Source organism: Candidatus Woesearchaeota archaeon (genome assembly GCA_021734105.1).
Taxonomy (GTDB): Archaea; Nanobdellota; Nanobdellia; order Woesearchaeales; family SKGA01; genus SKGA01.
Genome location: JAIPJP010000010.1, coordinates 1 through 22,368 on the forward strand (window position 1 = coordinate 1; position 22,368 = coordinate 22,368).

Below are 22,368 nucleotides of genomic sequence, written 5' to 3' on the forward strand. Positions count from 1 at the left end.
AACAACCACTACAAACACGTTAAAATTTCATACTGAAATTCACTGGGTTGTAGCGTTAACAACCACTACAAACACGTTAAAATTTCATACTGAAATTCACTGGGTTGTAGCGTTAACAACCACTACAACTATCGCAACCGTCCTCGCCACAACTATCTCCTTGCGGCATGAACTTGGCCATATCTTCTTTTGTAGGTTTTCTTGTCGTCATGACTTTAAGCTTAAAATGAAGGTCTTTTCCTGCCAGAGGATGATTTGCATCAATAACAAGTTCTTTATCTTTTACTTCTTTAATAGTTGCAGGAAACACTTGGCCTGTAGGTGCCCTTATACCAATAGTCATACCAACTTCAGGCTTCATACCATCACCTAAATCAGTTTTAGGAACGGCTTTGATTAGCTCCTCATTTGGCTGGCCATATGCATCGTTAGCTACGATATCAATTTCTTTTTCTTCGCCTTCAAGCATACCAACAAGAGCATTATCAAATCCTTTAATAAGCATGCCTTGGCCTGCAAGTACTTCTAAAGGATCTTTCCCTTCAGAACTATCAAATGTTTCGCCATTATCTTTGAACGTGCCGGTGTAATGTAACTGGACAAAATGTCCTTTTTCTACTTTTTCTGCCATAATATACAACTCCTCTATCGGGTTTTAAAAGAACTAACCAAGGCTACCTTTTAAAGATTGTGGCGAATAGAAAATGAACCCGTAATAAATAATTAACAAAGGAAGGAAAAGAAGGATTGTGAAAGTTTTATTCTTCGTCTTCTTCTTCGTCAAAGAAGGCTGTTAAAGACTTATTTGCTAATTTTGCTTTGTAACTAATTTCTGCCATAATACTCACCTACACACGCCGCAGAACACGTCTGCTTCACTAATTATCATTCTGGAAAAACTACTATAAAAAGAATGTTGGTATGCGAATACTATGTTTTGAAACATAGGCTCAACAATATAATAATAAGTAAAACTCATACACGACTCTGCTGAAAAAAATAATTTTGCAAAAAAACTTTGAGCAAAAAGGTGTAACTTATGGTCAAGAAATTTCAAGAAAGTGTAGTGGGGAAAAATCAAGAAGAAAGGAACAAAATAAATAAAAAGAAAAAAATGGAAAAAGACCTAAAGGTCTTTTGCCATGACTGTTCGACGACCGTTAGCTTCAGCTCTTTTCACAGCTTTAGCAACTGATTCTCGAACGATTTTGTCCAATTCATCTGCAAAATCGCCAGCAACATTATAATCGCCAATAACATCTTTAATTTTTGCTTTTACTACTAATAAATCTGCCATTTGTTTACACCTCACAAAATGTGTTTTCTAACGTCTTAGACGCTGTCTATGAAGAATTCTAGGAGTGAGCTATTTAAAGATTTCTATTAAGAAGAGCATGTCAAGAGATTTATTTATAAATAAGCTCTGCTTCCTATGGAAAAGACAATGAAACTAGCAATACTCCTCTCTGGCGGAAAAGACGCCCTTTACGCAGCATATCTAGCTAGTAAGGAGCATGATGTGGTATGTGCTATCACTATTAAATCTGAAAACAAAGAAAGTTATATGTTTCATACGCCAAACATCAACCTTGTTGACTTGCAAGCCAAAAGCATGCAAATTCCACTCATTATCGCACACACCAAAGGCGAGAAAGAAAAAGAACTCGATGATTTAGAACAAGCAATTGTGCAAGCAAAACAAGAATTTGGAATTGAAGGTGTGGTGACTGGAGCGGTTGCTTCACAATATCAAGCAAGTCGCGTGCAAAAAATTTGTGCACGACAAGAACTCTGGGCGATGAATCCTCTCTGGCAAATAAATCAAATTCAATTACTTCACGAATTATTAGACAACAAATTTGAAGTGATTATCTCAGGAGTATATGGATATCCACTTGATGAGACGTGGCTAGGAAAAACAATTGATGCACCAATGATTAAACAACTCATTTCTCTCCAAGAACAATTCCAACTCAATCCAGCAGGAGAAGGTGGAGAAATTGAGACGCTTGTTGTTGCCTGCCCGCTCTTTTTTCAGCGTATCAGCGTGCAGGGGTCAGAAATTGAGTATGAAAATCACGCAGGAACATTTCACGTCACCAAAGCAGAGCTTGAGGCGCGCCAATGAACGTTCTTGTTATTAGCACCGTAGATAAAACGTTACCCATTTACGAATTAGAATTTGTTCGGCCAATTGTAGATACTGTCGCCGAAGCGAAAGCAACACCAATTGTTATACACATTAGTGAGTTGACTACAGATATTGTTGCTGATAAAATAATCATTAGTGGTACTGCCTATCAAGATAATAAATTTCTCAAATATAAAGACAAGATAACCATTTTGTTTGAAATGAACGTACCAATGTTGGGTATTTGTGCAGGAGCAGAACTGCTGTTACCGCAAGATTGTGTTCTGGAAACAGTAAAAGAAATTGGGTCGCTGGTTGTTGAAAATTTGGTCGAAGATGAGTTAACAAGCAAGCTTGATGGAAAAGAAGTGTATTTCTTACATCAACAAGGCATTCGAGCAATACCCTTAGGAAATGATGAGCTAGTTGGACTCTTAGCAAGTAAAGTTGGCATCGCAGCTTATCGCTATAAAAATAAACCTATCTGGGGAATGCAATTTCACCCAGAAGTCGACAAGAAAAATGTAATTGCAGAATTCTTAACACAAACAGAAGAATAAAAAGTAAAAAATTATTCGTGCGTAAACCAAAAGATTGGTTTTTTATTCTCTTCTTTTGTATCAAGTCTGCAGAATGCGAAACGTTCGAATTGAATAACATCTCCGACGTTGATTTTGTCGATGTTTGGCTCGCAAATCACTGGAAGTGTTTTTGTGTCCGGCATAAAAATTTCAGCCAAGACTTCATTACCATCTTTTGGAACGAAATGAATAAGACCTGCCTTTTCATCATTGCCTAACGCCAAGAAATCCTCATAGGATTGACTCACAAAAACAAATTCATCTTCACTAATCTTTTTGATATTCATCGCGTCCATAAATCGAACCGTCTGACCAATAGGAATTTCTTGATTGTCTTTTTTCTCAATATAATATTTTTCTGTTACTGCTAATTTTCGTTCTCCTTTTTCCTTATGCGGATGATAAGATAAAGAAAATTCTTTAATATCCTCAGGAATACCTGCTACTGCAATTTCAATAGGGTCAACAACAGCAAAGAAACGATAGGCAGACTCATCAAGAAGACTTCTGTTTACAGCAGCTATAACGCTATAATCTAAATTAGTTTGCGTCTTACTAAAACCAATTTTTTTAGCAAGTTCATAATATGCTTCTTTCACAATTCCTCGACGCTTCAAAGCTCGAAGCGTCACTAAACGAGGGTCATCCCAACCGATGAAATCACCTGATTCAATAAGAGCTCTGATTTCTCGACCTTGGGTCGTTGCTCCAACTACATTATATCGGCCGTAATGTTTGTAGAGCACTTCGGGAAAGTTGAGGAGTTTTGCAACATAATTATGCAGTTCAATTCTTGAATCAAATTCATTACTACGCATAGCGTGCGTTACTCCAGTTAAACCTTCTTCAACTGGATTTTCAAAATCAAACATCGGCCAAACATTGAATTTGTTTTTTTGCCTATAATGCTCAGTAGTATTAGAACGCATAATAACAGGATCTCGCATAACAGCATTTTTATGAGCGTGATCAATTTTTAGACGAACAGTAAAATCTTTTATTTTTCCTTCTTTCATATCAAACCATAAAGATAAGTTTTCTTTGACAGTCTTTTCTCTATTTTTTGAAGGTTTCATTTCTCTTCTTTGCAGAGCAATTTCTTCGCTTGTATCATCAGATACATACGCGTGATTTTCATTAAGTAATTTTTCGACATACTCATAGAACTTAGGAATGTCATCACTTGCAAAAATTGTTTCGTCAGGTTTAATACCTAAATAATTAAAACAATCTTCCTGCATTGCATCGACATATAGTTGAGCGTCCGCATCAGGGTTGGTATCTTCAAAACGAAAAATAACTTTTCCTTCGTACTTTTTTGCATAGAGATAATTGATGAGAAAACTCATTGCATGACCAAGGTGATTAAATTTAGAAGGGCCTGGTGCAATTCGAGTAACTACTTTTCCCATTTCGGCGTTTGGTAATTCAGGTAATTCTCCTGCTTTTTCTTTTCGCTCTTGTTTTTTTGCTTGCTGCTCTTGTTCATACTCAGGATTTAATTGAAGAAGTTTTGCTTTTTGCTCGTTGACTGCAAGACCATTTAGTTCAGAAACTATTTTGTTAATAAGCTGCATTGCTCCCTGCATATCATTTTTTGCATCGGGAAATTCTTTGATAAGACTACCAACAATTGCTTTCGGATTTGCTTGACCGCCATATTTGACTGCGTTTTCTAATGCTAAACGTCTAATGATATCTTCCATACCACCTAGAGGGAAAGAAGACTTTATAAATTTCTTGTAAATACAAAAAGAAGATCCTTTTCTGGGCGAGTAGTTCAGTTCGGTAGAATGCCCGGTTGGCATACAATAAAGAAGTGTCACTTTGACAGAGTCTTATGTCCAAAGATCGGGTGATCCCGGGTTCAAATCCCGGCTCGTCCATTACAGTAACTCGGCGTTATTTGAACATGTTAAAAAATCAAATATTTTTTGCACCCACGCAAAGCTTAGACTACGTCATTAACATTCCTAGCTTTGCGCCCCGCGCAAGGAATCCCTGCTCGACCAGAACTAAAATTAAAATTATAACGATAAAAAGAATAAAAAAAATTATAAAAAATCAGAAGAAAGCACGCCAAGATGCGCATCAAGTATGGATTTAGCAGGCAATCGCTCCTTTGATGAAGGCGGTTTTGCAAACATAGCTGCTTCAATGTTAGCACCATTGACCTTATCACGACTTTTTGCGACGTCAAGAAAAGCCAATAAATAATCCTCATCTGAAAGAGCAAAACGGTTTTCTAAAGGAATGTTTAAATCATCAAATAAACAGTATGGTTTCGTAGGCGGTTTAAGACCTAAACATTTATAGCTTAACGATCCATCAGGCAAAATAACATAATGTTCACTTTCTTTGCCATTACATATATACGGCTTGATACCAGGAATAAATTTTGTAAAGTCCATGATATAAAAGATAAATAAGCGTTAGTTTATAAATTTTACGACAATCCAGTGATAAAACGACAGTGTGTCGTAAATTGCATTTCAAAACGACTTTCCTTAATGGAGAGTGGTAAAAGTGCAAAAATATGAGAAAACCCCAAATAAAACCCCTGAAAACGCTGTTTGTTACCAAAATGAGCTGTTCTTAATTAAATGGGCTTTAGAAGTCTGTAACCAAGAATATAATGGAAATTTACGCTGTTTCTTGACAAATTTCGCCAATCCAACACAAGAAACAGGAATCAAAGAGGGCTGTGGGGGTGGTCTTCTTTGATTCTTCTTTCTTCTTGTCATGGAGTTAGAAGACTAATCAATTTTCCGGAATTAAGAGACTTCTGTTTAACCTACTATCAAAACAGAAAGCACTCTCAAAAAATTCCTAAAAATCATACTCAAGAAATCCAAATTTCACTTAATAAGTGGAGTTAATAAGAAAATCAGGACTTAATGATATGTATTCGAAAATGTAGCGGATACATACCCAAACAGAGCAAAAAAGTAGTTACTTGAGATTTAAGTTAGAGTTAAGTCTCTTAAAAAGTAGTTGTTTGCGTAGCTGTTTGCTCAATAGTTCTGAAAAAATAATCAAAGTTAGTAACACCATAAGGTTTGGGTTTCTTGTTATTAAGTGGAGTTATTAAGACAAAAAGAGGTAAAAAATGGGCAAACCAAAGAAGTATGCAATCAAAACCATAAACTTTGGGGAAAATGGACACCCTGCAAGAATTTTGGTAGAGCAATATATCAAACTACATGGAAAAAATGCACTCTCTCAACTAATAAGGCGTTTAGTAGTCATCTATCTCATGGACAAACCTGAATACAAAGACTGGAAAGCACAGCTTTTGATTCACGAAAGAAAAGAAATAGGCAAAAATGTAGCGTCAAAAATGCAAAGGCGTTGCCAAATAGACGAGGAACTAAGAGAGATGGGCATAGACCCTGATGACATTTTCTAAACAAAAAAAACGAGGTGTAAAAAAATGAATGAAGAACAAAACAACCAACCAAAACAAGAAGTGCAAACAACAACAAGCCAAAACGGTGTAAGTCTTGAAAATCTTGACAAAAGACTACAAGCAATCGAGGAAGTGCTAAAAAAAGAAAACAAAATTTGATGCCATCAATTTGATGGCTCTTATTATTTTTTTAATTGAAAAATGAAAAAATGTCTATCATGCCAAAAACACAGGACAATGAGAAGACAAAAGGGAATATGGCTTTGTAAGGAGTGCATAAAAGACCCTTATGTCAAAGCAATTCTCAACAATGAAGCATATAGTCAATTAACCAAAAAAGAACTATTAAGGGGGCTAAAAAAATGAGCAAAGAATATCAAAAATTCAAATGTGTAAATTGCGAACACGAATTTATTAGCGGAGCAAAAAAACCAAGATGTAGCAAATGCTTTTCAACAAGAATAAACAAAATATCAGCGTTCTCACTTGAAAAAGAAATGCGACCACAAACAACAACAAAAGAAGAACCAAAACCAATAAACAAACCAATAGAACAAAAAACAATGCCAATGCCAAAGCAAGAAAAGAGAAACGACTTTCTTGACGACCTTGATTTTTAGGAGTTGATAAAAATGAAAACAGAAGAATTTGAAACTCCAAAAATCGAAATGGAAGAGCAAGAAAGCCAAATACTAAAAGAGCCAATAGAAGAAGAACCACAAGCAGAAGAAACAACTCTTGAAGAGCCAAAAATCACAGGACAAAGCGAAGAATACAAAACATTTGCTAAAACAATCCACACAATAATATTTTCTGTTGCCAAAATGCAAGTAGAAGAAGAAAAAAGAGAACTTCTTGACGAATCAGGAGCAAGAATAATGCAAAAATGGGATAAATGGCAATTCGTAGAAAAATACGGAGCAGAAGCAACCTACTTAATGCTTTGGGGCGATATCCTGCAAGTAAATTTCTTTAGCAAAAAAGCACAAGAAACAAACGAAGAAAAAGAAGAGAAATACATACCAATAGAAAACGACCACACACCACAACCAAAAACAGAGAATCAACCAGCAGACTTTACGCAAACATTAGCGAGGTTATGAAAATGGAATATAAACAACGATTGCTAAAAGTCTATTATGAAATAGAAGAACTAATCAAAAAGCATGAATTGGGAAAAATAAGCATAATGGGAATACCAATTAATGCAACTGATTACCTACTTAAAAAAATGCCAGAACTCTACTATTTTGCTAAAGAAAACGAAGAAAAAACAAAAGAAACACTAAAAACAATTCAAGAAAAAATAAACTTCTTGCTTAATGAAAATGATAAAAATAAAAACCAATCAAAGAATATTCATAACAGGCAAAACCCAAAGCGGAAAAACCAACTTTGCGAAATATCTCATAAGACAGCTTAAAAACTATATCATATACGATATAAAAAGAGAATATTCAAGCTTTGGAATAGTAGTCCATACAAAAAAAGAGTTTCTAATATCACTAAAAAGAGGATACTCTCAAATAGTCATACAACCAAACGATTTAAGTAAAGAAAACTTTAACGAAATATGCCAAACAATATTTCAAAAACTAACAAACATAATCTTAATAGTGGATGAAGTCCATAAATTCTGCACAAAATCAAGCATACCATACTACTTAAACGCAATAGTAACCGTAGGAGCAAGTCTTGGCATAGGATTTATGGGAATAAGCCAAAGATGTGCAAATGTGCATAATGACATATTAGCAAGTAGCGAATATATAATAAGCTTTTACCAATTCCTCGACAACGACATAAACAAACTAAAAGAATTCTTAGGAACAGAAGCAGAAAAACTCAAAAACATAGAATACTACTATTTCCTAATGTTCTCAATATTCGACAAAAAAATAAAATTCTACAAATCAATCAAGAAGATGTAGTTTTCTGTTTCTTCTGTTCAGATTTAACTCTTTTTTAACTTTTTCAATAGCTTTAAGATGTTGCTTATTTTCTTCTTGAATATCCTTTTTAGTATAAACTACTGTTTTTAATCTATGAAATCCAGTAGAAAGATGATGTATATCTTTTTGCATACTTTCAATATTTTTAGCAATTTTGTATAAAGGCGGTTCGCCTAATTGAGACATTCCAAAGAGTTCTGAAAAGTCAATAATGAAAACTTCTTTATGAATTTTTCCAAGAACATCTTTATACATTACTTTTATTTTAATTGGTTCTTTTTTTGATTCTGAATTATCCGCAAGACTGGTATAAAAAAACCTTATCTCTTGATTAGGAGCAAGATATTTCAATCCATTCTTAACTAAATTCATTTCTGAAAGCTTTTTGCCATCATCATAATCTAAATCTGAAAGCAATTTAAATTTAATATTATATGCAGACCCTAAACCATTATTTTTTATTTTCAAATCGATAAAATTTATCCATTCCTCACGAGGTTCAAATGTTACAGAAATATGAGGCATAAATTGGGAAAGTCTCATCTTTCTTGTTTCAGAGACTAATTTCCAAGTAAGAATAGCATAAACTACTGTTGCTATTGCCACAACTCCTGAAAAAACGATATTCCAATCCATACACACTGGTAAAACCTAACCTTATTTAAAAATATTTATTCAAATACGCAATATTTCTGCATTAATGTTTTATTAGCAATTTCTCTATTATTTTGTAGATTAAAGTTTTATGGGGGTTTGATACTATGAAAGCAAAGAGCATTATGATTGTGGCTGTTATTGCTATTGTTGCTGTGGCAGTTGCGAAGAGGATACCGCAAATAAATCAATATTTGTAAAAGGGGGATAAATAAAAATGGTTATGCACAAAAGATTTTTAGGCAGTTTGTCATATTCTGCAAATGGAAAAAGCACTCTTGAAATTCCTAAAGATAGTTTTCTAAAAAAGCTTACTTGTAGGATTAGAGGTCAATGTGATTCAGGGTCAGCAGTTTCTCGAAGCGAAAACAACCCAACAGAATTAATTAAACGAATGGAAATAGTCGCAAATGGTAAAGATACCATCAAAAGCGTAAGCTTTGCTAATTCTTATATTATGGATAAATACCAAAGCGGAACGACACCCGAAAAAGTGCAAACACCAGCGAGTGCGTCACAGAGCAACCAGTCTTTTAGTGCAACCACTTATATTGATTTTGACCTTGACAGAGATGAACTTGATACCTTACTTCCTGCACAAGAACTTAACACTTTGCAGTTAGTTATAACATGGGGTCAAGCAACAGATATTGATTCAGGAACAGGGTTTAATATTGATTGGGCTTATCTTGATGTAACAGTCGAAGAAGAGGGAAACCCTGAAGAAATGGGTCTTGAAGCTCAAAATATGGGCGTAATCAAAGAGTTTGAAATCGTGCAAGATGTAACAGCGTCAGGAGTGCAAACGATTAAACTTCCTCTTGGAAATGTCTATCAAAAAATATTCCTAAAACTTGTTGATAATGGGGTTCAAAGCAACACTTTATGCACAGATTTTGAGGTTTTACTTAATGGACTGCAAACAGTCAGAAAAGAAAGGTTTGACATGAGCAGGGCAGATGACAAAACAGAATACGGTCTTGAAAGTGTTGAAAATGGCGTAACCATGATTGACTTTGACTTAGGCGGAAGTGAGCCAATAGATACAGGCGAAGCGTCAAGTTTTGAGTTAAAAATTAATTGTGGAACACCAACAGGAACAGCCAACATCAGCGTAGTAACTCAAGAACTCATCTTGCCAAATGAGTAAGGGGGTGAGTTACTTTGGTATGGTTTGATTTTAGCGTCATACCGCCAAAAATAAGCGGTGGCGGTGGCGATAAACCTGTTTTATCTTCTGTTAATTGGACTATGTTAGCAGTAGCTATAATCGGTTTATTGTTTGTGCTAAAGGAGTTTAAAGGGCAAAAATGAGAGGCGTAAAATTCCTTATGTTACTTGTGGGTTTTGTAATGATTGTCATTCCTGAACCTGCAACCACAGGAGCAGGAATTTTGTTAGTTCTCGCAAGTTTTGGGGTTAAAGGATAATGGCAAGAAGAAGAAAAAGCAGGAAGAGTTCAAGAAAATCAACTCGTAGAAGTTCAAAGAGAAGCTACTCTAAAAGCCGTTCTAAATCTCGTTCAAGAAGCACAAAGAAAAGAAGTAGTTTAAAATCTCGTCTTTCAAGTATCGCAAAGAAAGTTAGAAGCACAGCAAAAAGAGTTTCAAGCAGAGCAAAAAAGACTTTTTCAAGAGTAAAAAAAAGAATTACTACAAGAAAAACATACTCAAGACCAAAACCAAAAGTTTCAACAAAATCATATTCAAAAAAGTCATATTCAAAACCAGCAGTAAAGAAAAAATCAAGACTTTCAAGTGTGAAAAGCTTTTTTAGAAAAGCAAAGAGTAGCGTTTCGTCTCGACTTTCTAAATATAAATCTAAAGCTAAAAAAGTCATGCACAAAAGTTCAAGTTTTTTGAGAAAAGCAACCTCAAGAATAGGAAGAGTATCAAAGAAAAGCACAAAGAAAATGGGGCGAAGTGCAAAAGGTTTATTCTCAAAAATGAGAGGAGCAGGAAAAAGCGTCTTAACAAAAAGCCGTAAGTTGTTTAGTAATATTGGAAAAGGACTAAAAAAAGGTTTTAGCATAGCAACAAAACCAGCAAAAGCAGGGTTAAACATTGCGAAAAAAACAGGCGGTTTTATTCTTGGAAGCATAAAAAATCATGCTAAAGAAGTCAAAGAAAAAGGAATCATAGGCAAAACTTTTGATGATTTTAAAACAGCTCTTTTTGGTCAGCAAGACGAACAAATAACAGGGGCTTTGAACATTAAGGAAAAGAAAAAACCTAATTTCTTGCTACTTGCAGGAGCAGGAGTTTTGGCATATTACTTGACAAAGGAGTATATTTGGAAAAAATGAAACTCAACGAAATAGCAACGATAATCGGAATAATTGCAGGAGCAATAACGATTTTAGGATTTTTAAGCAAGAGGAATTAAAAGAAAATGCAAGACTATCCACTTCATTTATTTGAAACAGTATTCAAGCAGTTTTATGCAAATGCAACAGGCAATATAGACTTAAAACCGCCACAAGATGAATATTATTTTGTCAAAGAAATAAATCTTAGTGGAAACAGACCGCTTATTTGTATTGCTTACATGGGGCTTAATACAGACGCTTCTCTTAAAGGGATTCGTTCAGGCAGATGTGATTCATACGGTAGATTAAAACTAAACTTTCCAACATTTGTAAAAATAGACCCGCAAAAAAAGTTTAGATTTACGGTTTTCTTAACTGATGGGGATTGTTACGGGGATTATACTTATTTTGTTGTCAAGAAAGATATTTTTGACAAGCTTAATGCAAATATGCAAAAAATGTTAGTTAATGGGCAACTCTTTGAAGCTTATGATAAGATTGCTCCAATGGGGGTGTTTCCATCATGGCAGAAATAACTAACCCTGAAACAACGCCTGTTAATAGTCGTTTAAATGGTCTTGACATTCACAACATGGCAAGAATAAGTATTCCTCAATGGACTAACATAAATTCATATTCTTTTGGTGTTACTTGTAAAAAACTCATATTGCACAATCCAACAGGATATGGTGACATTCGTTTTTGGGTAGGTGTAAGTCCAAGCACAGGCAACTACATGACACTCAAAGAGGGAGCAACCATAGAGATAGATTGCAGAGTTTCAACGCTATATAGTTGTGGAGTTACAGGCAACGCATACATAGAGGTAATAGTGCTAAAATGAAAATCACAAAAGCAGTAAGGAAAAACGAGAAAATTATCGCTTATGTAGAAACAGACGAGCCAATGTTTCAAGATTTGAATTTAGAAACTAAAGAAGTAATCAAATCAAGCAAAGAAAAAATAGTCAAGATTGTAGAGGTTAATGACCTGCATGATGACGATTTAAACAAAGAAAGCATACTCAAAGAACTTGAGAAAAAAGAAGAAATAATCTTTGAAAATGTCGAGCTAAAAGCCGAAGAAATCAAAGAAAAAGCCAAAGCAAAAAAGGGTATAAGGGAGTGGTAAAAAATGCCTCATAAAATACATTATCATAAAGGTTACGGATGGGTATATCATAGAAAAGACGGAGCAATAGTTATTCATGGAAGAAGACACTCAAAAAGAGACTTAAAAAAAGACCGTCAAAGAATGGCAAAAAGCCACCTAAAGAAAAAACAAAGACAAGGATACGGACATACTGGGGATTATTACGGACAAAGAAAACCACGAAAAGGCACAAGAGCAAAAGATTTTCTTGACGGATTCATATAGAGGTTAGTGTTATGTGGAATAAACCAACATTAAAGCAATTAGAGAAAGTTCCTGATTTGTATAGTCAAGAAAATGTCAAAGATAAAAAAATATATCTTAAATTCTTTCTTGGCTCATGGACTTGGTATATTGCAGAAATAAACCACAAAAACTATGACACCATGTTTGGATATGTAATATCGCCAATGGGTTCAGAATGGGGTTATATATCACTAAAAGAATTAATCGGACTAAAACAATTATTCGTAGAAGTAGATAGGGACATCTATTCAGTAACACCATACAAACCAAAAAAGTTTTCAGAACTAATGAAAGAAGAACAAAATAAAGACTTCTTGGATGACTTATAAAAATGATAGAAAGCGAAATAATAAACCTAATTGGAAACATGGGCTTTCCTATTGCAATGTGCTTTTATCTCATGTTCAGATTTGAAAAAACACTACAAAAAAACACAGAAAGTGTGCAAGAACTAACAAAATACTTAAAAGATAAAAAGAATTAACTTATTTTATTTTAACAGAAAATTCTTGTAATTTATGTTTAATCATTTCTCTTTGTGTTTCAACTTCTTTTATTTCTTTTGTAATTCTTTCAATTTGTTTATTATTTAACTTAGGTATTTTTATTTCTAAGTATTCATCATCACTAATTGCAGGCATTATTGTTCCTGAGGATTTCCACCTAACTTGATTTAAAGTAGATTTTAATCTTAATAAAGCATACAAACATTCAGAAGTCATTGGCGGTTTAGGTTTTAAAACTACAAACCCTGTTGAAACTACACCTTTATCTAAATCTTGATTCACTATTGCAACATTTTCTTCACTATCTTTTACTCTTGCACAAATAATGTCTCCCTTATCAACATTTAATTTTGCTCTTGAAGGTGCATCATCTCCTAACAATTCTTCTATATTAATGATACTTCCTAATTTTTTTTCAATATCGCTAAACTGAACATATTTAATTATGTTTGTTGGATTTTTTTTAGGATTAATAATTTTTCTTGATAATTTAGCAATATCTTTTACTAAAGAGTCTTCGCCATCTATTTCAAAAACATATTTTGAATAATAATAGGTTGCGTCTAATCTTGAAGATAATAAATTTTCGCCTATAAGAAAACAAGCAGGTTTATCATTTAATATTTCTAAAATATCTTTTTTATTTTTCAGATTTTCAAAAGATTTACTTGCTTTAAATGACCTATATACATTCAAAATATTTGGCAAATCATTTTCATCTATTTCTTTTGCTTGCTTAGTTTTTCTTTCAAAACCTACTTCTTCAGCCATTGCCATAAAAATAGGGGGTTGTGTCTCATCATCAGATAATTTTCTTTTTAGAAATAATAAACTGGTTTTACTATTTGCCCCTGATGCCTTAAATGCTCTATCAGGCAAACTAACAACAGCTTTTATTATTGTTTCTCTTTTAATAAAATCTCTCACATAACTTAATTGCTCATTATTTAAGATTCCATCAGGCAAAACAACTGCTAGTTCTCCGCCTTTTTTAAGTAAGTTTATGCACCTCTCAACAAATAATACTTCTCTTAATTGCTCTTTCATTATTTTATTATTTCTTTTTCCTAACTCAAATAATTCTAAAACTTTCCCTTTATCTTTATTTCCAAAAGGAGGATTAGTCACAATTAAATCAAAAGTATTTTCTTTTACTTCTTTAATATTTAGTAATCCACTATTTTTATATATTCCACCATGACCGTCACCATGCAAGACCATATTCATTTTTGCAACCCTTACTAAACGAGGGTTAATATCTACTCCATAAATTTGATGTTTCGATAATCTTTCAATAAGACCATCTTGTTTATTTTGAGGTAATTTTTTTATTTTATTAATTAAATGTTGGAATACTTCTATCAAAAACCCTCCACTTCCGCAACTGGTATCACATATAAGATAAGGTTCGCTTTTTCCTTGTAAAGTTGAATTTATTTCAGGGTCTGCAAACCCAACTGCAAATTTAACAATTGTTCTCGGCGTAAAGAATTGTCCTAACCCCCCTGTAAATGTCTTTCCTAAAAATATTTCAAATGCTCTTCCTTTTACATCTATATCTGTTTTTATTAGAGTGTATCCATCTAAAAAATCAATTATTTTTAAAACAGTTCTATCTTCTAACTCAATTTTTTCATCGCCAATAAAAATATCTTTATTGTTTTCAACTACCTCTTTAAATAAATAATTTTTAACATATTTTACTCCGCCTCTATCATTAACATTTTTAATCGACATTTCATTTATTTTTGTATCAATTGCTCTTTTTTCAAAAAACATTTTTGTAAATAATAATTTGCTAATTTCATCAAAGGCATCTGCTCCTGTTAAACCATCATTATCTCTTATTATTTCTTCACATCTGTATAATATAGTAGAAAATTCTTTTATTCCTTCAAAAACAAGAAGTGTTTTTTTAGCTTCTGCTATTTTTTCTTCTGAAACAGTATCTATTGTTTGATGTAATTTAGATTCTAATTTCTTTTTTGATAAAAAACTAGGTAACTTATCTAACGATTTTTCCCAAACAATTTTTTCACTTTGTGTTTCATAAACTCTAAAAGTTACTCCATTACATAAAGCAGAATAAGGAGCTTTTAATAATAATCCATAAGAAATAATCTGCCTCTCATATAAATCTAAATTTTCGGAGGTTTTTTTAGCATCAATTACAATAGCAGGAATATTGTTAATATTAATAACTATATCTGGGAAAACATATTTGCTTCTACCAACTTCTAATGATTTTTCATGTTCAATTTCATTTTTTATTTTTTCAGAATAACCTAATTTTTCAATAAAAGGAGCAATTAATTTAAAGATTACATCCGTTTCGGAACTTTCTTTTTTCATTTTTAACACAACCATATTTTTAATAAATTAGTGTTTGTTTATCAACTTATTGCTACACTTAGTAGTAGCAACTACTTGTTTTTCTTAACATATTCTTTTAATATTGGTTCAAGAACTTCCCAAGCAGTTTTTCTTTCTTTTTTACATTTGGCAACAAAATCAAGCCAAATATTTCTATCACAATTTCTGATGGTAACAGTATGGTCACCCATGATAAAAACACCTCATGTTACTGTAATACACATATTACTTAATAAATCTTTTGTTTCCAGAAAAATTTATATATTAGTTATGTAATACAAGTATTACACTAATACCTTAAACTTAGTGGGATAAATCAGCTGAAAATTTATCCCTAAAATTAACAAAACAAATTTAGGGATTTTATGCAATTTTCATTACATCTTTTTTTAAAAAAGGGGGTGTAATGAAAATGAGATTAATAAAACCAAGTAGGAGTTTAAAACCAATGGGATTGGCGATAAAAAGCAAGACAATATCAAAGAAAGTTTTAGCAGATATAGTTGATAAGATTGAGGATATAGAACATCCTTTCTTTATTAATTATTTCAAAAATCTTTTTTTATTGTCTTACGAAACAGGAGCAAGAATTAGCGAAATTATTTGTTTGCACGAGACAGATTTAGATTTAAAATATGGTGTCGTGCATTATGTGGTTAGAAAGAAATTAAAAAAACCAATGGAAACGAGCAAACACTTAACTCCTGAACTTCTTGAAAGATTAAGAGAACATACGAAGCAGTATAAATTTCAAATAGAGCATAGTGGCAGTTATATCTTCTTTGGGATGAGTAGCAAAACAAAGCACATAACCGTCAGAACAGCCGAAAGACATTTTGAAATGGCACGAGATAGTGCAGGACATGGCACAGTTTATGGGCAAAGTAAAATGCTCTATAAAATAATCAATATTTCTAATAAACCTCAAACATTCAATCTTTATGGAAAAGTTGAACAAGAGGGCAAAGAAGTTGAAATTATAATCAAAAAAATCACAATTCTACCAAATGAAAGCACAACGAGGGCAATAGACCCTGAACGATATAAAACCCTTAAACATTTTAAGATTAAAGAGGCAGGAGTCAAAAGTTTAAGGCGTTGCACAATTCACTCAATAAGGCATTTAAGTTTGCAAACGGTTTTAGAAGAAAAAGGGCTTTTTGAAGCATACGACCATGCAGACCATGTTTCAATAACATCTACTATGTCATATCTTGACGCAAACCCCAAAAAGAGGCAGTCAAGAAGTGAAGTATTTAGAAGTTTTTACGGAAGAGAAGAAGAGGACAAACCAAAAGCACACTATGGCATAAGAGAGAATATTCCAGCAGGAATGGACTTAAACAATATGGCAAATATCTTCTCTCAAATGGCTCAATTCTTAAGCACAATGCAAGGACAAAATAAAGAGCAAAAGCTTTCAGAAGAATTTAACGCAATGATGAAAATGAAAGCAGAACAAGAGCATAAAAACACTTTTGCACACGCAACAACGCAATAAGTCTATTTTTTTCTTTCTTTTTCTTTGTTACTTTTAAAAACGAAAAAGTTATATAGACGTATGCTTATAAAGGTAACAGGATGACTTAAAGGATGAAAAACCGACAGTCATCACAAAAAAGTTAAGAAAGTCGTTAAAGTAAAAATTTACGATTCAGTGTCGCACTTATTTGTCGTGTTCTATAAACTTCTCGCTAATTACTACTAAACGGTAATTTTATAGGTTTAAATAACACTATAACTTAATGGACAACATTATGAAAAACTGCATATTTTGTAAAATCGTCACAGGAGACATCCCTGCAACAAAGGTCTACGAAGACGAACACTTCATCGCATTTCTTGACATCAATCCTGTGGCCAAGGGGCATACGCTACTTATTCCTAAAAAACATTACCCGGAAGTATTTGATTTTCCAAAAGAAGTGAGTGAAGCGCATTTCCCCACCATACAAAAGCTAGAAAGCGCACTTAAACAAGCACTAGGAGCTCGAAAGATAGTACTTGCTGTCTGGGGCGATGATGTAGCACACGCACACACGCACCTGATTCCTCGCTATGAAGGAGACCATCTATATTTCTTTAAGCAGGGCAAAGCAACACCAGATGATTTAGTACTACAAGCTGAAAAAATTATTAACCTACTTGATTAAATTCTTAGAAAAAAACCAAGAAAATACGTGCGGGAGAGGGGCTCCATAACAGCCAATCAACAGACTGCATTCAGACGTTACAAATCCCAACAAAATACAAAAACTCAAAGAAAACCAAAAATAAGTGCGGGGAAGGGGATTTGTGCACGAAAACAAACAAATTTTCGGCACCAAAGGAACAAATTCAAATCCAATCAAACAATTCTAACGAAGAAGAAAAAAATAAGTGCGGGAAAGGGGATTTGTGCACGAAAACAAACAAATTTTCGGCACCAAAGGAACAAATTCAAATCCAATCAAACAATTCTAACGAAGAAGAAAAAAATAAGTGCGGGGAAGGGGATTTGAACCCCCGACTTCCACGGTACACCACATCTTGATAATCATTGTCAACATAAATGATGACTCATCGCTCAAGATCGTTTATGAGCGTGGCGATCTAACCAGGCTGAACTATCCCCGCGAATAATTCTACTTTCAGAATAAATAAGGAATTTATAAAGCTTTAGTCAGGCTAAAAAAATAATCCAAGAAAAGAAAAGAAAAATGCTGCTTAGAGCAGCTTATTTAATTTACTCTTCAGGCATTTTACCTATTCGAAACATTCCTGTTCCGCAATCAGGACAGACACCTTTTACACTATCTCGACCATTAGCCATTTTATTTGGTTTAGGATCTTTCATTACTTTCTTTTCCTTACATTTAACGCAATATGCTTCTACCATTTTTTTGATTCCTCCGAATTATTTTATTTCCTCACAATCTTCTTCGAGTTCATGAAGTTCTTCGCGATGCTCAATGACTTCGCGAACGGTTTTGTACGTTGCCTTGACTACCTTAATATCCCGTTCTTGAAACAAACGAATAATATTTTGGCCTAAACATTCTACAAATATCGTTGTTGGATTTACTGTACGTACAATCACTTCAATTGCTGCTACATTATCCTTATCTTGTTGCGCCGTATTATCAATTACTACAAACGACTGTGTTTCAAAATCAAACAATCCAAAAAAAGGAGCGTTCGAAAATTGATCTGCGATGAGAGAATCAACCCCATCATTCGTAGCTAAAGGGAAAAACATACGCTCAGACATTACTAGAGCTTACTGTTAAGAGTACTTAAGCGTTTCCTATTTGAATAGCACAGCCATTGATGAGTGCTCGAGCTGATTTTGCTTCTGCTTTAGCAAGAATTCGCTGCAGGGTTGATTGATGCACACCCATGTGTTGGGCTGCCAGCGTCTGTTGTAAGCCTTCTACATGGACTAAACGTAAACTCTCTGCTTCTTGGAGTGAAAGCCTGATTGTTTCTAATTCAGAGAGATAAACGCCTCTAGGGATGAAATGCGAAGCCTTGGGCTTAAAGGCAATAACTTTTTCCTTAGGAGGACGAGTCATAATGCATAATTATGCAAAAAGAAGTATAAATAAGTTTGGATTGGTTAAGAAATTATTTTGCATATGTATGCAAAATAGATTCTGTGCCGAGGAATAAAAAACAATAAGTTTTGAGCGTGTGCTAAACATTACTTTGACAGTTTGGTATGCAAAAAAGTTAATAATTAACTTGCGGTATCCTAAACATTCGGATTTGTGGCACAAAAAACTTTGTTTTTTGGCACAATTCGTGTGCGTCGCTTTTTGAACAAACAAAAAGTTTTCTCAGAGAAGAAATCAAAAAAGCGCCGCGACCCGGATTTGAACCAGGAATTCCGTAAGGAACTGGTTATCTCGAAACGAAGCTTGGTAAAAACTAGTCACCAATTCGCAGCGTTCGAGACCAGCGCAATACCAGATTATGCGATCACGGCAAAAATAGTTAATTCATAAAAATAAGATACGAACAATTTAAAAAATAAACGCTTAACGAAAAACATCAGAATTATAAGAAGTTAATTTATCTACTAATGCTTCTTTTTGGCCACTTAAAGCTTGATAGTCATCAGCAGCCTCCATAAAATAATTTTTGTCCAAACGACAATTATTTGCAATTGCCACAATATCAAACATATCTGCATACAGACGAATTCGAGCAACATACTTAGCAGATTCTTTAGGATCAAAATTAAAACGATTAATAGTATATTCTTCTTTTAACACATTAAGTTCATCTATTGCTTCGTCTAAAGAGGTGATCAAAGGAGTAGGTAACTTGTAATCAGATTTAAAACGATTAGAACGAAGTAATTTTCTTGCAAGCAAATCTTCAGCAGAAATTACTCTAATTAAGGTTTCTTCAAAAGGAATTGTCTGTGCATGAGCAGATTCTCGTTGAAGAGTATAATCTAATTTCTTTTGAGAAGCAAGAGATCTCTTAGGGTATTGCAATATAATAACTTCATCATCATTTGAGATGTCAACATCAAGCGTGTAATGTCTTTTTTTAGCGTTAAAAACATAACCATTAGCTTTAAACTCAGTAAGTGCAGGAGTTAAAAAATCAACAAATTCTTGCACGCAAAATCTTTGAAGTCCGTTCATATCAATATCAGAACTATCCCTACGAAGGTTTGGAGGCAAAAATAATTGTGCACTCATACCACCTGAAAAAAACATATCTGGACTCATCACTGGAGCAATCGCAGTGTACAAGCCACTCACTAAAGGACTATCTACCGTATGTAGGTGTTTTTTAGTCATTATGTTAATATTAAAGGCCCTAGAGTTTATAAATGTTCCTATTTTGTTACTATTTGTTAGTGGTGTTTTTCTAGTTTTGTATGCGTTCGTATTCCAAAAAAGCGCGAATAAAAATAAACTATTTCAACAAAACAGCTGTTTCTTTTGCAATCATTAATTCTTCATTAGTTGGAATAACCAACACTTTGGCAATAGACGACGATGAGGAAATAACAACATTATTTTTTTTGTTTGCTACATTATCTAAAACAATATTTCGCGCAATAAAATAATTCATAACTTTTTCTCGAAGATAATAAGCATTTTCCCCAAGACCTGCAGTGAACACAATAGCATCAAGCCTGCCAATAATACCCGCATACGCACCAATATATTTTGCAATATCATACGCCAAAATAGCAATCGCAAGCTTTGCTCGCTTATCACCATTAATTGCACGATCATGAAGTACACGCATATCACTACTTCCAGCGACACCCAAAAGGCCGCTTTTTTTATTCAGAATAGATTTAACTTCAGCAGTTGACAAATGTTCTTTTTCTTCTAAAAAACCAATAATCTCAGGATCAATATCGCCACTACGCGTACCCATAATAATTCCAGGAAGAGGAGTAAAACCCATAGACGTATCAATAGAGATATTATTTTTTATCGCCGTGATACTTGAACCATTACCAATATGACAAGAAACCATATTAATAGTGCGTTTGTTTAATAATTTCTTTGTTTGCGCAACAATATATTTATGACTCGTTCCATGAAACCCATATTTACGAATTTTATATTTTTTGTAATAATCATAAGGAATGCCATACATAAACGCTTCAGGAGGAATCGTTTGATGAAATGCCGTATCAAAAACCGCAACTTGAGGAAGCTTAGGAAATAATTTTTTTACAGCAATAATTCCTGCAAGATTTGAAGGATTATGTAATGGTGCAAGAGAACTTAACTGATTAATTCGCTTCAGAACGCTTGCAGTTATTTTTGTTGCCGAAGTATAATACTCGCCACCATGTACGACGCGATGACCAACAGCGTGAACTAAAGACATGTCAATTTTAGAAAAAATAAATGAAATTGCTTGAGCGTGATTCTTAATTTTCTTGCTATGCTCCTTATTATTAATTATTATTTTACAGGAATTAAGACCAATACCATCAACATGACCTTTGAGAAATACTTGTTCTTTTTTGGTATCAATAATTTGAAACTTTAAGGATGAACTTCCACTATTTAATACTAACACATTCATTCTTCACTTCCTCGTTGTGCTTCTATAACGGTTAAAATCGTTACAGCAACAATATCATCTGGACTACAACCCCGACTTAAATCATTTACTGGTTTTTGCAAACCCTGAATAATAGGACCAATGGCCTTAGCATGAGCAAAACGCTCCACTAACTTATAACCTATATTTCCTGACTGTAAATCTGGAAAAATAAGAACATTTGCATCTCCTTTTAATGGAGAATCAGGACATTTCTTTTGTGCAACACTAGGCACAATTGCAGCATCTAGTTGTAATTCCCCATCAATACAAAGATCTGGACGAAGAGTTTTCGCTGTATTTGTTGCCATTTGCACTTTTTGTACAAGCTCATCTTCTGCACTTCCTTTTGTTGAAAACGAAAGCAAGGCAACTTTTGGCTCAAAACCAAACGACTTTGCAGAATCTGCGGTTGCAATAGCAATCGATGCAAGTTCATCGGCTGAAGGATTAATTACAAAACCACAATCAGCAAAGAAATACGTTTTCTCTTGGGGCGTTCTCATTATAAAAAAGCTTGATGCAAGTTTTGTATTTTCTTTTATACCAATAATTTGTAGTGCTGGCCGAAGCGTTTCAGCTGTTGCAATCGTTGCACCACTTACAACACCATCTGCTAAACCTTTTGCAACCATAAGCACACCGAATGTTGTTACCTGACAAACTTGATTTTCAGCTTCTTTTTTAGTTATTCCTTTATGCGCACGTTTTTTAAGCAAAAAATTTACAAACTCATCTTTTCTTACATCATCACAAGGAGTATATAGTTCTGCTTTTGAAATATCAAGATTAAGTTCTCCAGCACGCCATTTTATTTTATCAATATCGCCAAGAAGAATAACATGCGCAATACCTTCGGCAAGAATAGTTGCTGCTGCCTTTAACACCCTGTCATCAGTACTTTCAGGGAAAACTATTCGCTTCGGATTTTCTTGCGCTCTTTTTTTTAACGTATCTAATAACGCCATCGTATCACCACAGGATATA

34 protein-coding genes and 3 tRNA genes are annotated in these 22,368 nt (G+C 33.8%); 21 read left to right on the top strand and 16 right to left on the bottom strand.

Annotated elements, in window-relative coordinates; genetic code table 11:
• Positions 1-112: 112 nt before the first annotated feature.
• Both K9M74_02570 and K9M74_02575 read right to left on the bottom strand, forming a co-directional pair.
• Entirely contained in the window at positions 113-631 is a 519-nt protein-coding gene (locus tag K9M74_02570; protein MCF7798764.1) for a peptidylprolyl isomerase, read from the bottom strand.
• A 495-nt stretch (positions 632-1,126) separates the two neighbouring features.
• Positions 1,127-1,297 (bottom strand): DUF1931 domain-containing protein, encoded by a 171-nt coding sequence (locus K9M74_02575; GenBank protein ID MCF7798765.1) that lies wholly within the window; start codon positions 1,295-1,297, stop codon positions 1,127-1,129.
• A gap of 135 nt (positions 1,298-1,432) precedes the next feature.
• Between K9M74_02575 and K9M74_02580 the strand changes: the two genes are divergently transcribed.
• Together K9M74_02580 and K9M74_02585 are read left to right on the top strand one after the other, a co-directional pair.
• Positions 1,433-2,128: a diphthine--ammonia ligase gene (locus K9M74_02580; GenBank protein MCF7798766.1), complete on the top strand. Its 696-nt coding sequence runs from the start codon at positions 1,433-1,435 to the stop codon at positions 2,126-2,128.
• Positions 2,125-2,691, top strand: a complete 567-nt coding sequence (locus tag K9M74_02585; protein ID MCF7798767.1) for a hypothetical protein — start codon at positions 2,125-2,127, stop codon at positions 2,689-2,691. Before K9M74_02580 ends, K9M74_02585 begins: the two co-directional genes overlap by 4 nt.
• 11 nt (positions 2,692-2,702) lie before the next feature.
• On the opposite strand, the gene gltX is transcribed toward K9M74_02585, so the two are convergent.
• On the bottom strand, positions 2,703-4,418 hold the full coding sequence (gltX, locus tag K9M74_02590; protein ID MCF7798768.1) for a glutamate--tRNA ligase: 1,716 nt from the start codon (positions 4,416-4,418) through the stop codon (positions 2,703-2,705).
• Positions 4,419-4,481: 63 nt separating this feature from the next.
• Here gltX and K9M74_02595 point away from each other — a divergent pair.
• A tRNA-Ala gene (locus tag K9M74_02595) sits at positions 4,482-4,598 on the top strand.
• Between the two features lie 168 nt (positions 4,599-4,766).
• Here the strand turns inward: K9M74_02595 and K9M74_02600 are convergent.
• Positions 4,767-5,123 carry a hypothetical protein gene (locus K9M74_02600; GenBank protein ID MCF7798769.1) on the bottom strand — a complete coding sequence of 119 codons (357 nt, stop codon included), beginning with the start codon at positions 5,121-5,123 and terminating at the stop codon, positions 4,767-4,769.
• Positions 5,124-5,229: 106 nt separating this feature from the next.
• On the opposite strand from K9M74_02600, the gene K9M74_02605 reads away from it, so the two are divergent.
• From K9M74_02605 to K9M74_02635, 7 genes are all read left to right on the top strand, one after another.
• Positions 5,230-5,436 (top strand): hypothetical protein, encoded by a 207-nt coding sequence (locus K9M74_02605; GenBank protein ID MCF7798770.1) that lies wholly within the window; start codon positions 5,230-5,232, stop codon positions 5,434-5,436.
• Positions 5,437-5,821: 385 nt separating this feature from the next.
• On the top strand, positions 5,822-6,121 hold the full coding sequence (locus tag K9M74_02610; GenBank protein ID MCF7798771.1) for a hypothetical protein: 300 nt from the start codon (positions 5,822-5,824) through the stop codon (positions 6,119-6,121).
• A gap of 237 nt (positions 6,122-6,358) precedes the next feature.
• A complete protein-coding gene (locus tag K9M74_02615) occupies positions 6,359-6,487 on the top strand; it encodes a hypothetical protein (GenBank protein MCF7798772.1) in 129 nt (42 codons plus the stop codon).
• Complete coding sequence (locus tag K9M74_02620; protein MCF7798773.1) at positions 6,484-6,741, top strand: hypothetical protein; 258 nt, start codon at positions 6,484-6,486, stop codon at positions 6,739-6,741. Before K9M74_02615 ends, K9M74_02620 begins: the two co-directional genes overlap by 4 nt.
• Before the next feature lie 12 nt (positions 6,742-6,753).
• Positions 6,754-7,224 (top strand): hypothetical protein, encoded by a 471-nt coding sequence (locus K9M74_02625; GenBank protein ID MCF7798774.1) that lies wholly within the window; start codon positions 6,754-6,756, stop codon positions 7,222-7,224.
• Between the two features lie 2 nt (positions 7,225-7,226).
• Complete coding sequence (locus K9M74_02630) at positions 7,227-7,544, top strand: hypothetical protein (GenBank protein ID MCF7798775.1); 318 nt, start codon at positions 7,227-7,229, stop codon at positions 7,542-7,544.
• Positions 7,450-8,052 carry a type IV secretory system conjugative DNA transfer family protein gene (locus K9M74_02635; GenBank protein MCF7798776.1) on the top strand — a complete coding sequence of 201 codons (603 nt, stop codon included), beginning with the start codon at positions 7,450-7,452 and terminating at the stop codon, positions 8,050-8,052. The genes K9M74_02630 and K9M74_02635 overlap by 95 nt, the downstream gene beginning before the upstream one ends.
• On the opposite strand, the gene K9M74_02640 is transcribed toward K9M74_02635, so the two are convergent.
• On the bottom strand, positions 8,035-8,709 hold the full coding sequence (locus K9M74_02640) for a hypothetical protein (GenBank protein ID MCF7798777.1): 675 nt from the start codon (positions 8,707-8,709) through the stop codon (positions 8,035-8,037). The two genes, K9M74_02635 and K9M74_02640, sit on opposite strands and share 18 nt — an antisense overlap.
• A 241-nt stretch (positions 8,710-8,950) precedes the next feature.
• Here K9M74_02640 and K9M74_02645 point away from each other — a divergent pair, with 241 nt between their 5' ends.
• Together K9M74_02645 and K9M74_02650 are read left to right on the top strand one after the other, a co-directional pair.
• Entirely contained in the window at positions 8,951-9,877 is a 927-nt protein-coding gene (locus tag K9M74_02645; protein MCF7798778.1) for a hypothetical protein, read from the top strand.
• A gap of 14 nt (positions 9,878-9,891) precedes the next feature.
• Positions 9,892-10,041, top strand: coding sequence for a hypothetical protein (locus tag K9M74_02650; protein MCF7798779.1), 150 nt, complete (start codon positions 9,892-9,894; stop codon positions 10,039-10,041).
• A 180-nt stretch (positions 10,042-10,221) separates the two neighbouring features.
• Here the strand turns inward: K9M74_02650 and K9M74_02655 are convergent, their stop codons facing one another.
• The gene (locus K9M74_02655; protein ID MCF7798780.1) at positions 10,222-10,566 is read right to left on the bottom strand and encodes a hypothetical protein; all 345 of its coding nucleotides are present in this window, start codon (positions 10,564-10,566) and stop codon (positions 10,222-10,224) included.
• Positions 10,567-10,585: 19 nt separating this feature from the next.
• Between K9M74_02655 and K9M74_02660 the strand changes: the two genes are divergently transcribed.
• From K9M74_02660 to K9M74_02690, 7 genes are all read left to right on the top strand, one after another.
• Complete coding sequence (locus K9M74_02660; GenBank protein ID MCF7798781.1) at positions 10,586-11,032, top strand: hypothetical protein; 447 nt, start codon at positions 10,586-10,588, stop codon at positions 11,030-11,032.
• A gap of 86 nt (positions 11,033-11,118) precedes the next feature.
• Positions 11,119-11,571: a hypothetical protein gene (locus K9M74_02665; protein MCF7798782.1), complete on the top strand. Its 453-nt coding sequence runs from the start codon at positions 11,119-11,121 to the stop codon at positions 11,569-11,571.
• The gene (locus K9M74_02670; GenBank protein ID MCF7798783.1) at positions 11,559-11,879 is read left to right on the top strand and encodes a hypothetical protein; all 321 of its coding nucleotides are present in this window, start codon (positions 11,559-11,561) and stop codon (positions 11,877-11,879) included. The genes K9M74_02665 and K9M74_02670 overlap by 13 nt, the downstream gene beginning before the upstream one ends.
• Positions 11,876-12,166, top strand: a complete 291-nt coding sequence (locus tag K9M74_02675; GenBank protein MCF7798784.1) for a hypothetical protein — start codon at positions 11,876-11,878, stop codon at positions 12,164-12,166. The genes K9M74_02670 and K9M74_02675 overlap by 4 nt, the downstream gene beginning before the upstream one ends.
• A 3-nt stretch (positions 12,167-12,169) precedes the next feature.
• Positions 12,170-12,412, top strand: a complete 243-nt coding sequence (locus tag K9M74_02680; GenBank protein MCF7798785.1) for a hypothetical protein — start codon at positions 12,170-12,172, stop codon at positions 12,410-12,412.
• An 11-nt stretch (positions 12,413-12,423) separates the two neighbouring features.
• Positions 12,424-12,762 (top strand): DUF2958 domain-containing protein, encoded by a 339-nt coding sequence (locus K9M74_02685; GenBank protein ID MCF7798786.1) that lies wholly within the window; start codon positions 12,424-12,426, stop codon positions 12,760-12,762.
• A gap of 2 nt (positions 12,763-12,764) precedes the next feature.
• Positions 12,765-12,917 (top strand): YvrJ family protein, encoded by a 153-nt coding sequence (locus K9M74_02690; protein MCF7798787.1) that lies wholly within the window; start codon positions 12,765-12,767, stop codon positions 12,915-12,917.
• A gap of 1 nt (position 12,918) precedes the next feature.
• On the opposite strand, the gene K9M74_02695 is transcribed toward K9M74_02690, so the two are convergent.
• Positions 12,919-15,306, bottom strand: coding sequence for an N-6 DNA methylase (locus K9M74_02695; GenBank protein ID MCF7798788.1), 2,388 nt, complete (start codon positions 15,304-15,306; stop codon positions 12,919-12,921).
• A gap of 56 nt (positions 15,307-15,362) precedes the next feature.
• Complete coding sequence (locus tag K9M74_02700; protein MCF7798789.1) at positions 15,363-15,503, bottom strand: hypothetical protein; 141 nt, start codon at positions 15,501-15,503, stop codon at positions 15,363-15,365.
• 221 nt (positions 15,504-15,724) lie between these two features.
• Between K9M74_02700 and K9M74_02705 the strand changes: the two genes are divergently transcribed.
• On the top strand, positions 15,725-16,813 hold the full coding sequence (locus K9M74_02705; protein ID MCF7798790.1) for a site-specific integrase: 1,089 nt from the start codon (positions 15,725-15,727) through the stop codon (positions 16,811-16,813).
• 256 nt (positions 16,814-17,069) lie between these two features.
• The gene (locus tag K9M74_02710; GenBank protein ID MCF7798791.1) at positions 17,070-17,465 is read left to right on the top strand and encodes an HIT family protein; all 396 of its coding nucleotides are present in this window, start codon (positions 17,070-17,072) and stop codon (positions 17,463-17,465) included.
• A 329-nt stretch (positions 17,466-17,794) separates the two neighbouring features.
• Here the strand turns inward: K9M74_02710 and K9M74_02715 are convergent.
• The 8 genes from K9M74_02715 to pta form a co-directional block, all read right to left on the bottom strand.
• A tRNA-Met gene (locus tag K9M74_02715) sits at positions 17,795-17,928 on the bottom strand.
• Positions 17,929-18,037: 109 nt separating this feature from the next.
• Entirely contained in the window at positions 18,038-18,190 is a 153-nt protein-coding gene (locus tag K9M74_02720; GenBank protein MCF7798792.1) for a DUF5679 domain-containing protein, read from the bottom strand.
• An 18-nt stretch (positions 18,191-18,208) separates the two neighbouring features.
• Positions 18,209-18,562, bottom strand: a complete 354-nt coding sequence (locus K9M74_02725) for a hypothetical protein (protein ID MCF7798793.1) — start codon at positions 18,560-18,562, stop codon at positions 18,209-18,211.
• A gap of 25 nt (positions 18,563-18,587) precedes the next feature.
• Positions 18,588-18,866, bottom strand: coding sequence for a DUF134 domain-containing protein (locus K9M74_02730; protein ID MCF7798794.1), 279 nt, complete (start codon positions 18,864-18,866; stop codon positions 18,588-18,590).
• Between the two features lie 285 nt (positions 18,867-19,151).
• Positions 19,152-19,279: transfer RNA gene (locus K9M74_02735), tRNA-Ser, on the bottom strand.
• Positions 19,280-19,331: 52 nt separating this feature from the next.
• A complete protein-coding gene (locus K9M74_02740) occupies positions 19,332-20,108 on the bottom strand; it encodes a hypothetical protein (protein ID MCF7798795.1) in 777 nt (258 codons plus the stop codon).
• A 118-nt stretch (positions 20,109-20,226) separates the two neighbouring features.
• Positions 20,227-21,363, bottom strand: a complete 1,137-nt coding sequence (locus tag K9M74_02745) for an acetate/propionate family kinase (protein ID MCF7798796.1) — start codon at positions 21,361-21,363, stop codon at positions 20,227-20,229.
• On the bottom strand, positions 21,360-22,349 hold the full coding sequence (gene pta, locus K9M74_02750) for a phosphate acetyltransferase (protein MCF7798797.1): 990 nt from the start codon (positions 22,347-22,349) through the stop codon (positions 21,360-21,362). The genes K9M74_02745 and pta overlap by 4 nt, the downstream gene beginning before the upstream one ends.
• Positions 22,350-22,368 lie beyond the last annotated feature (19 nt).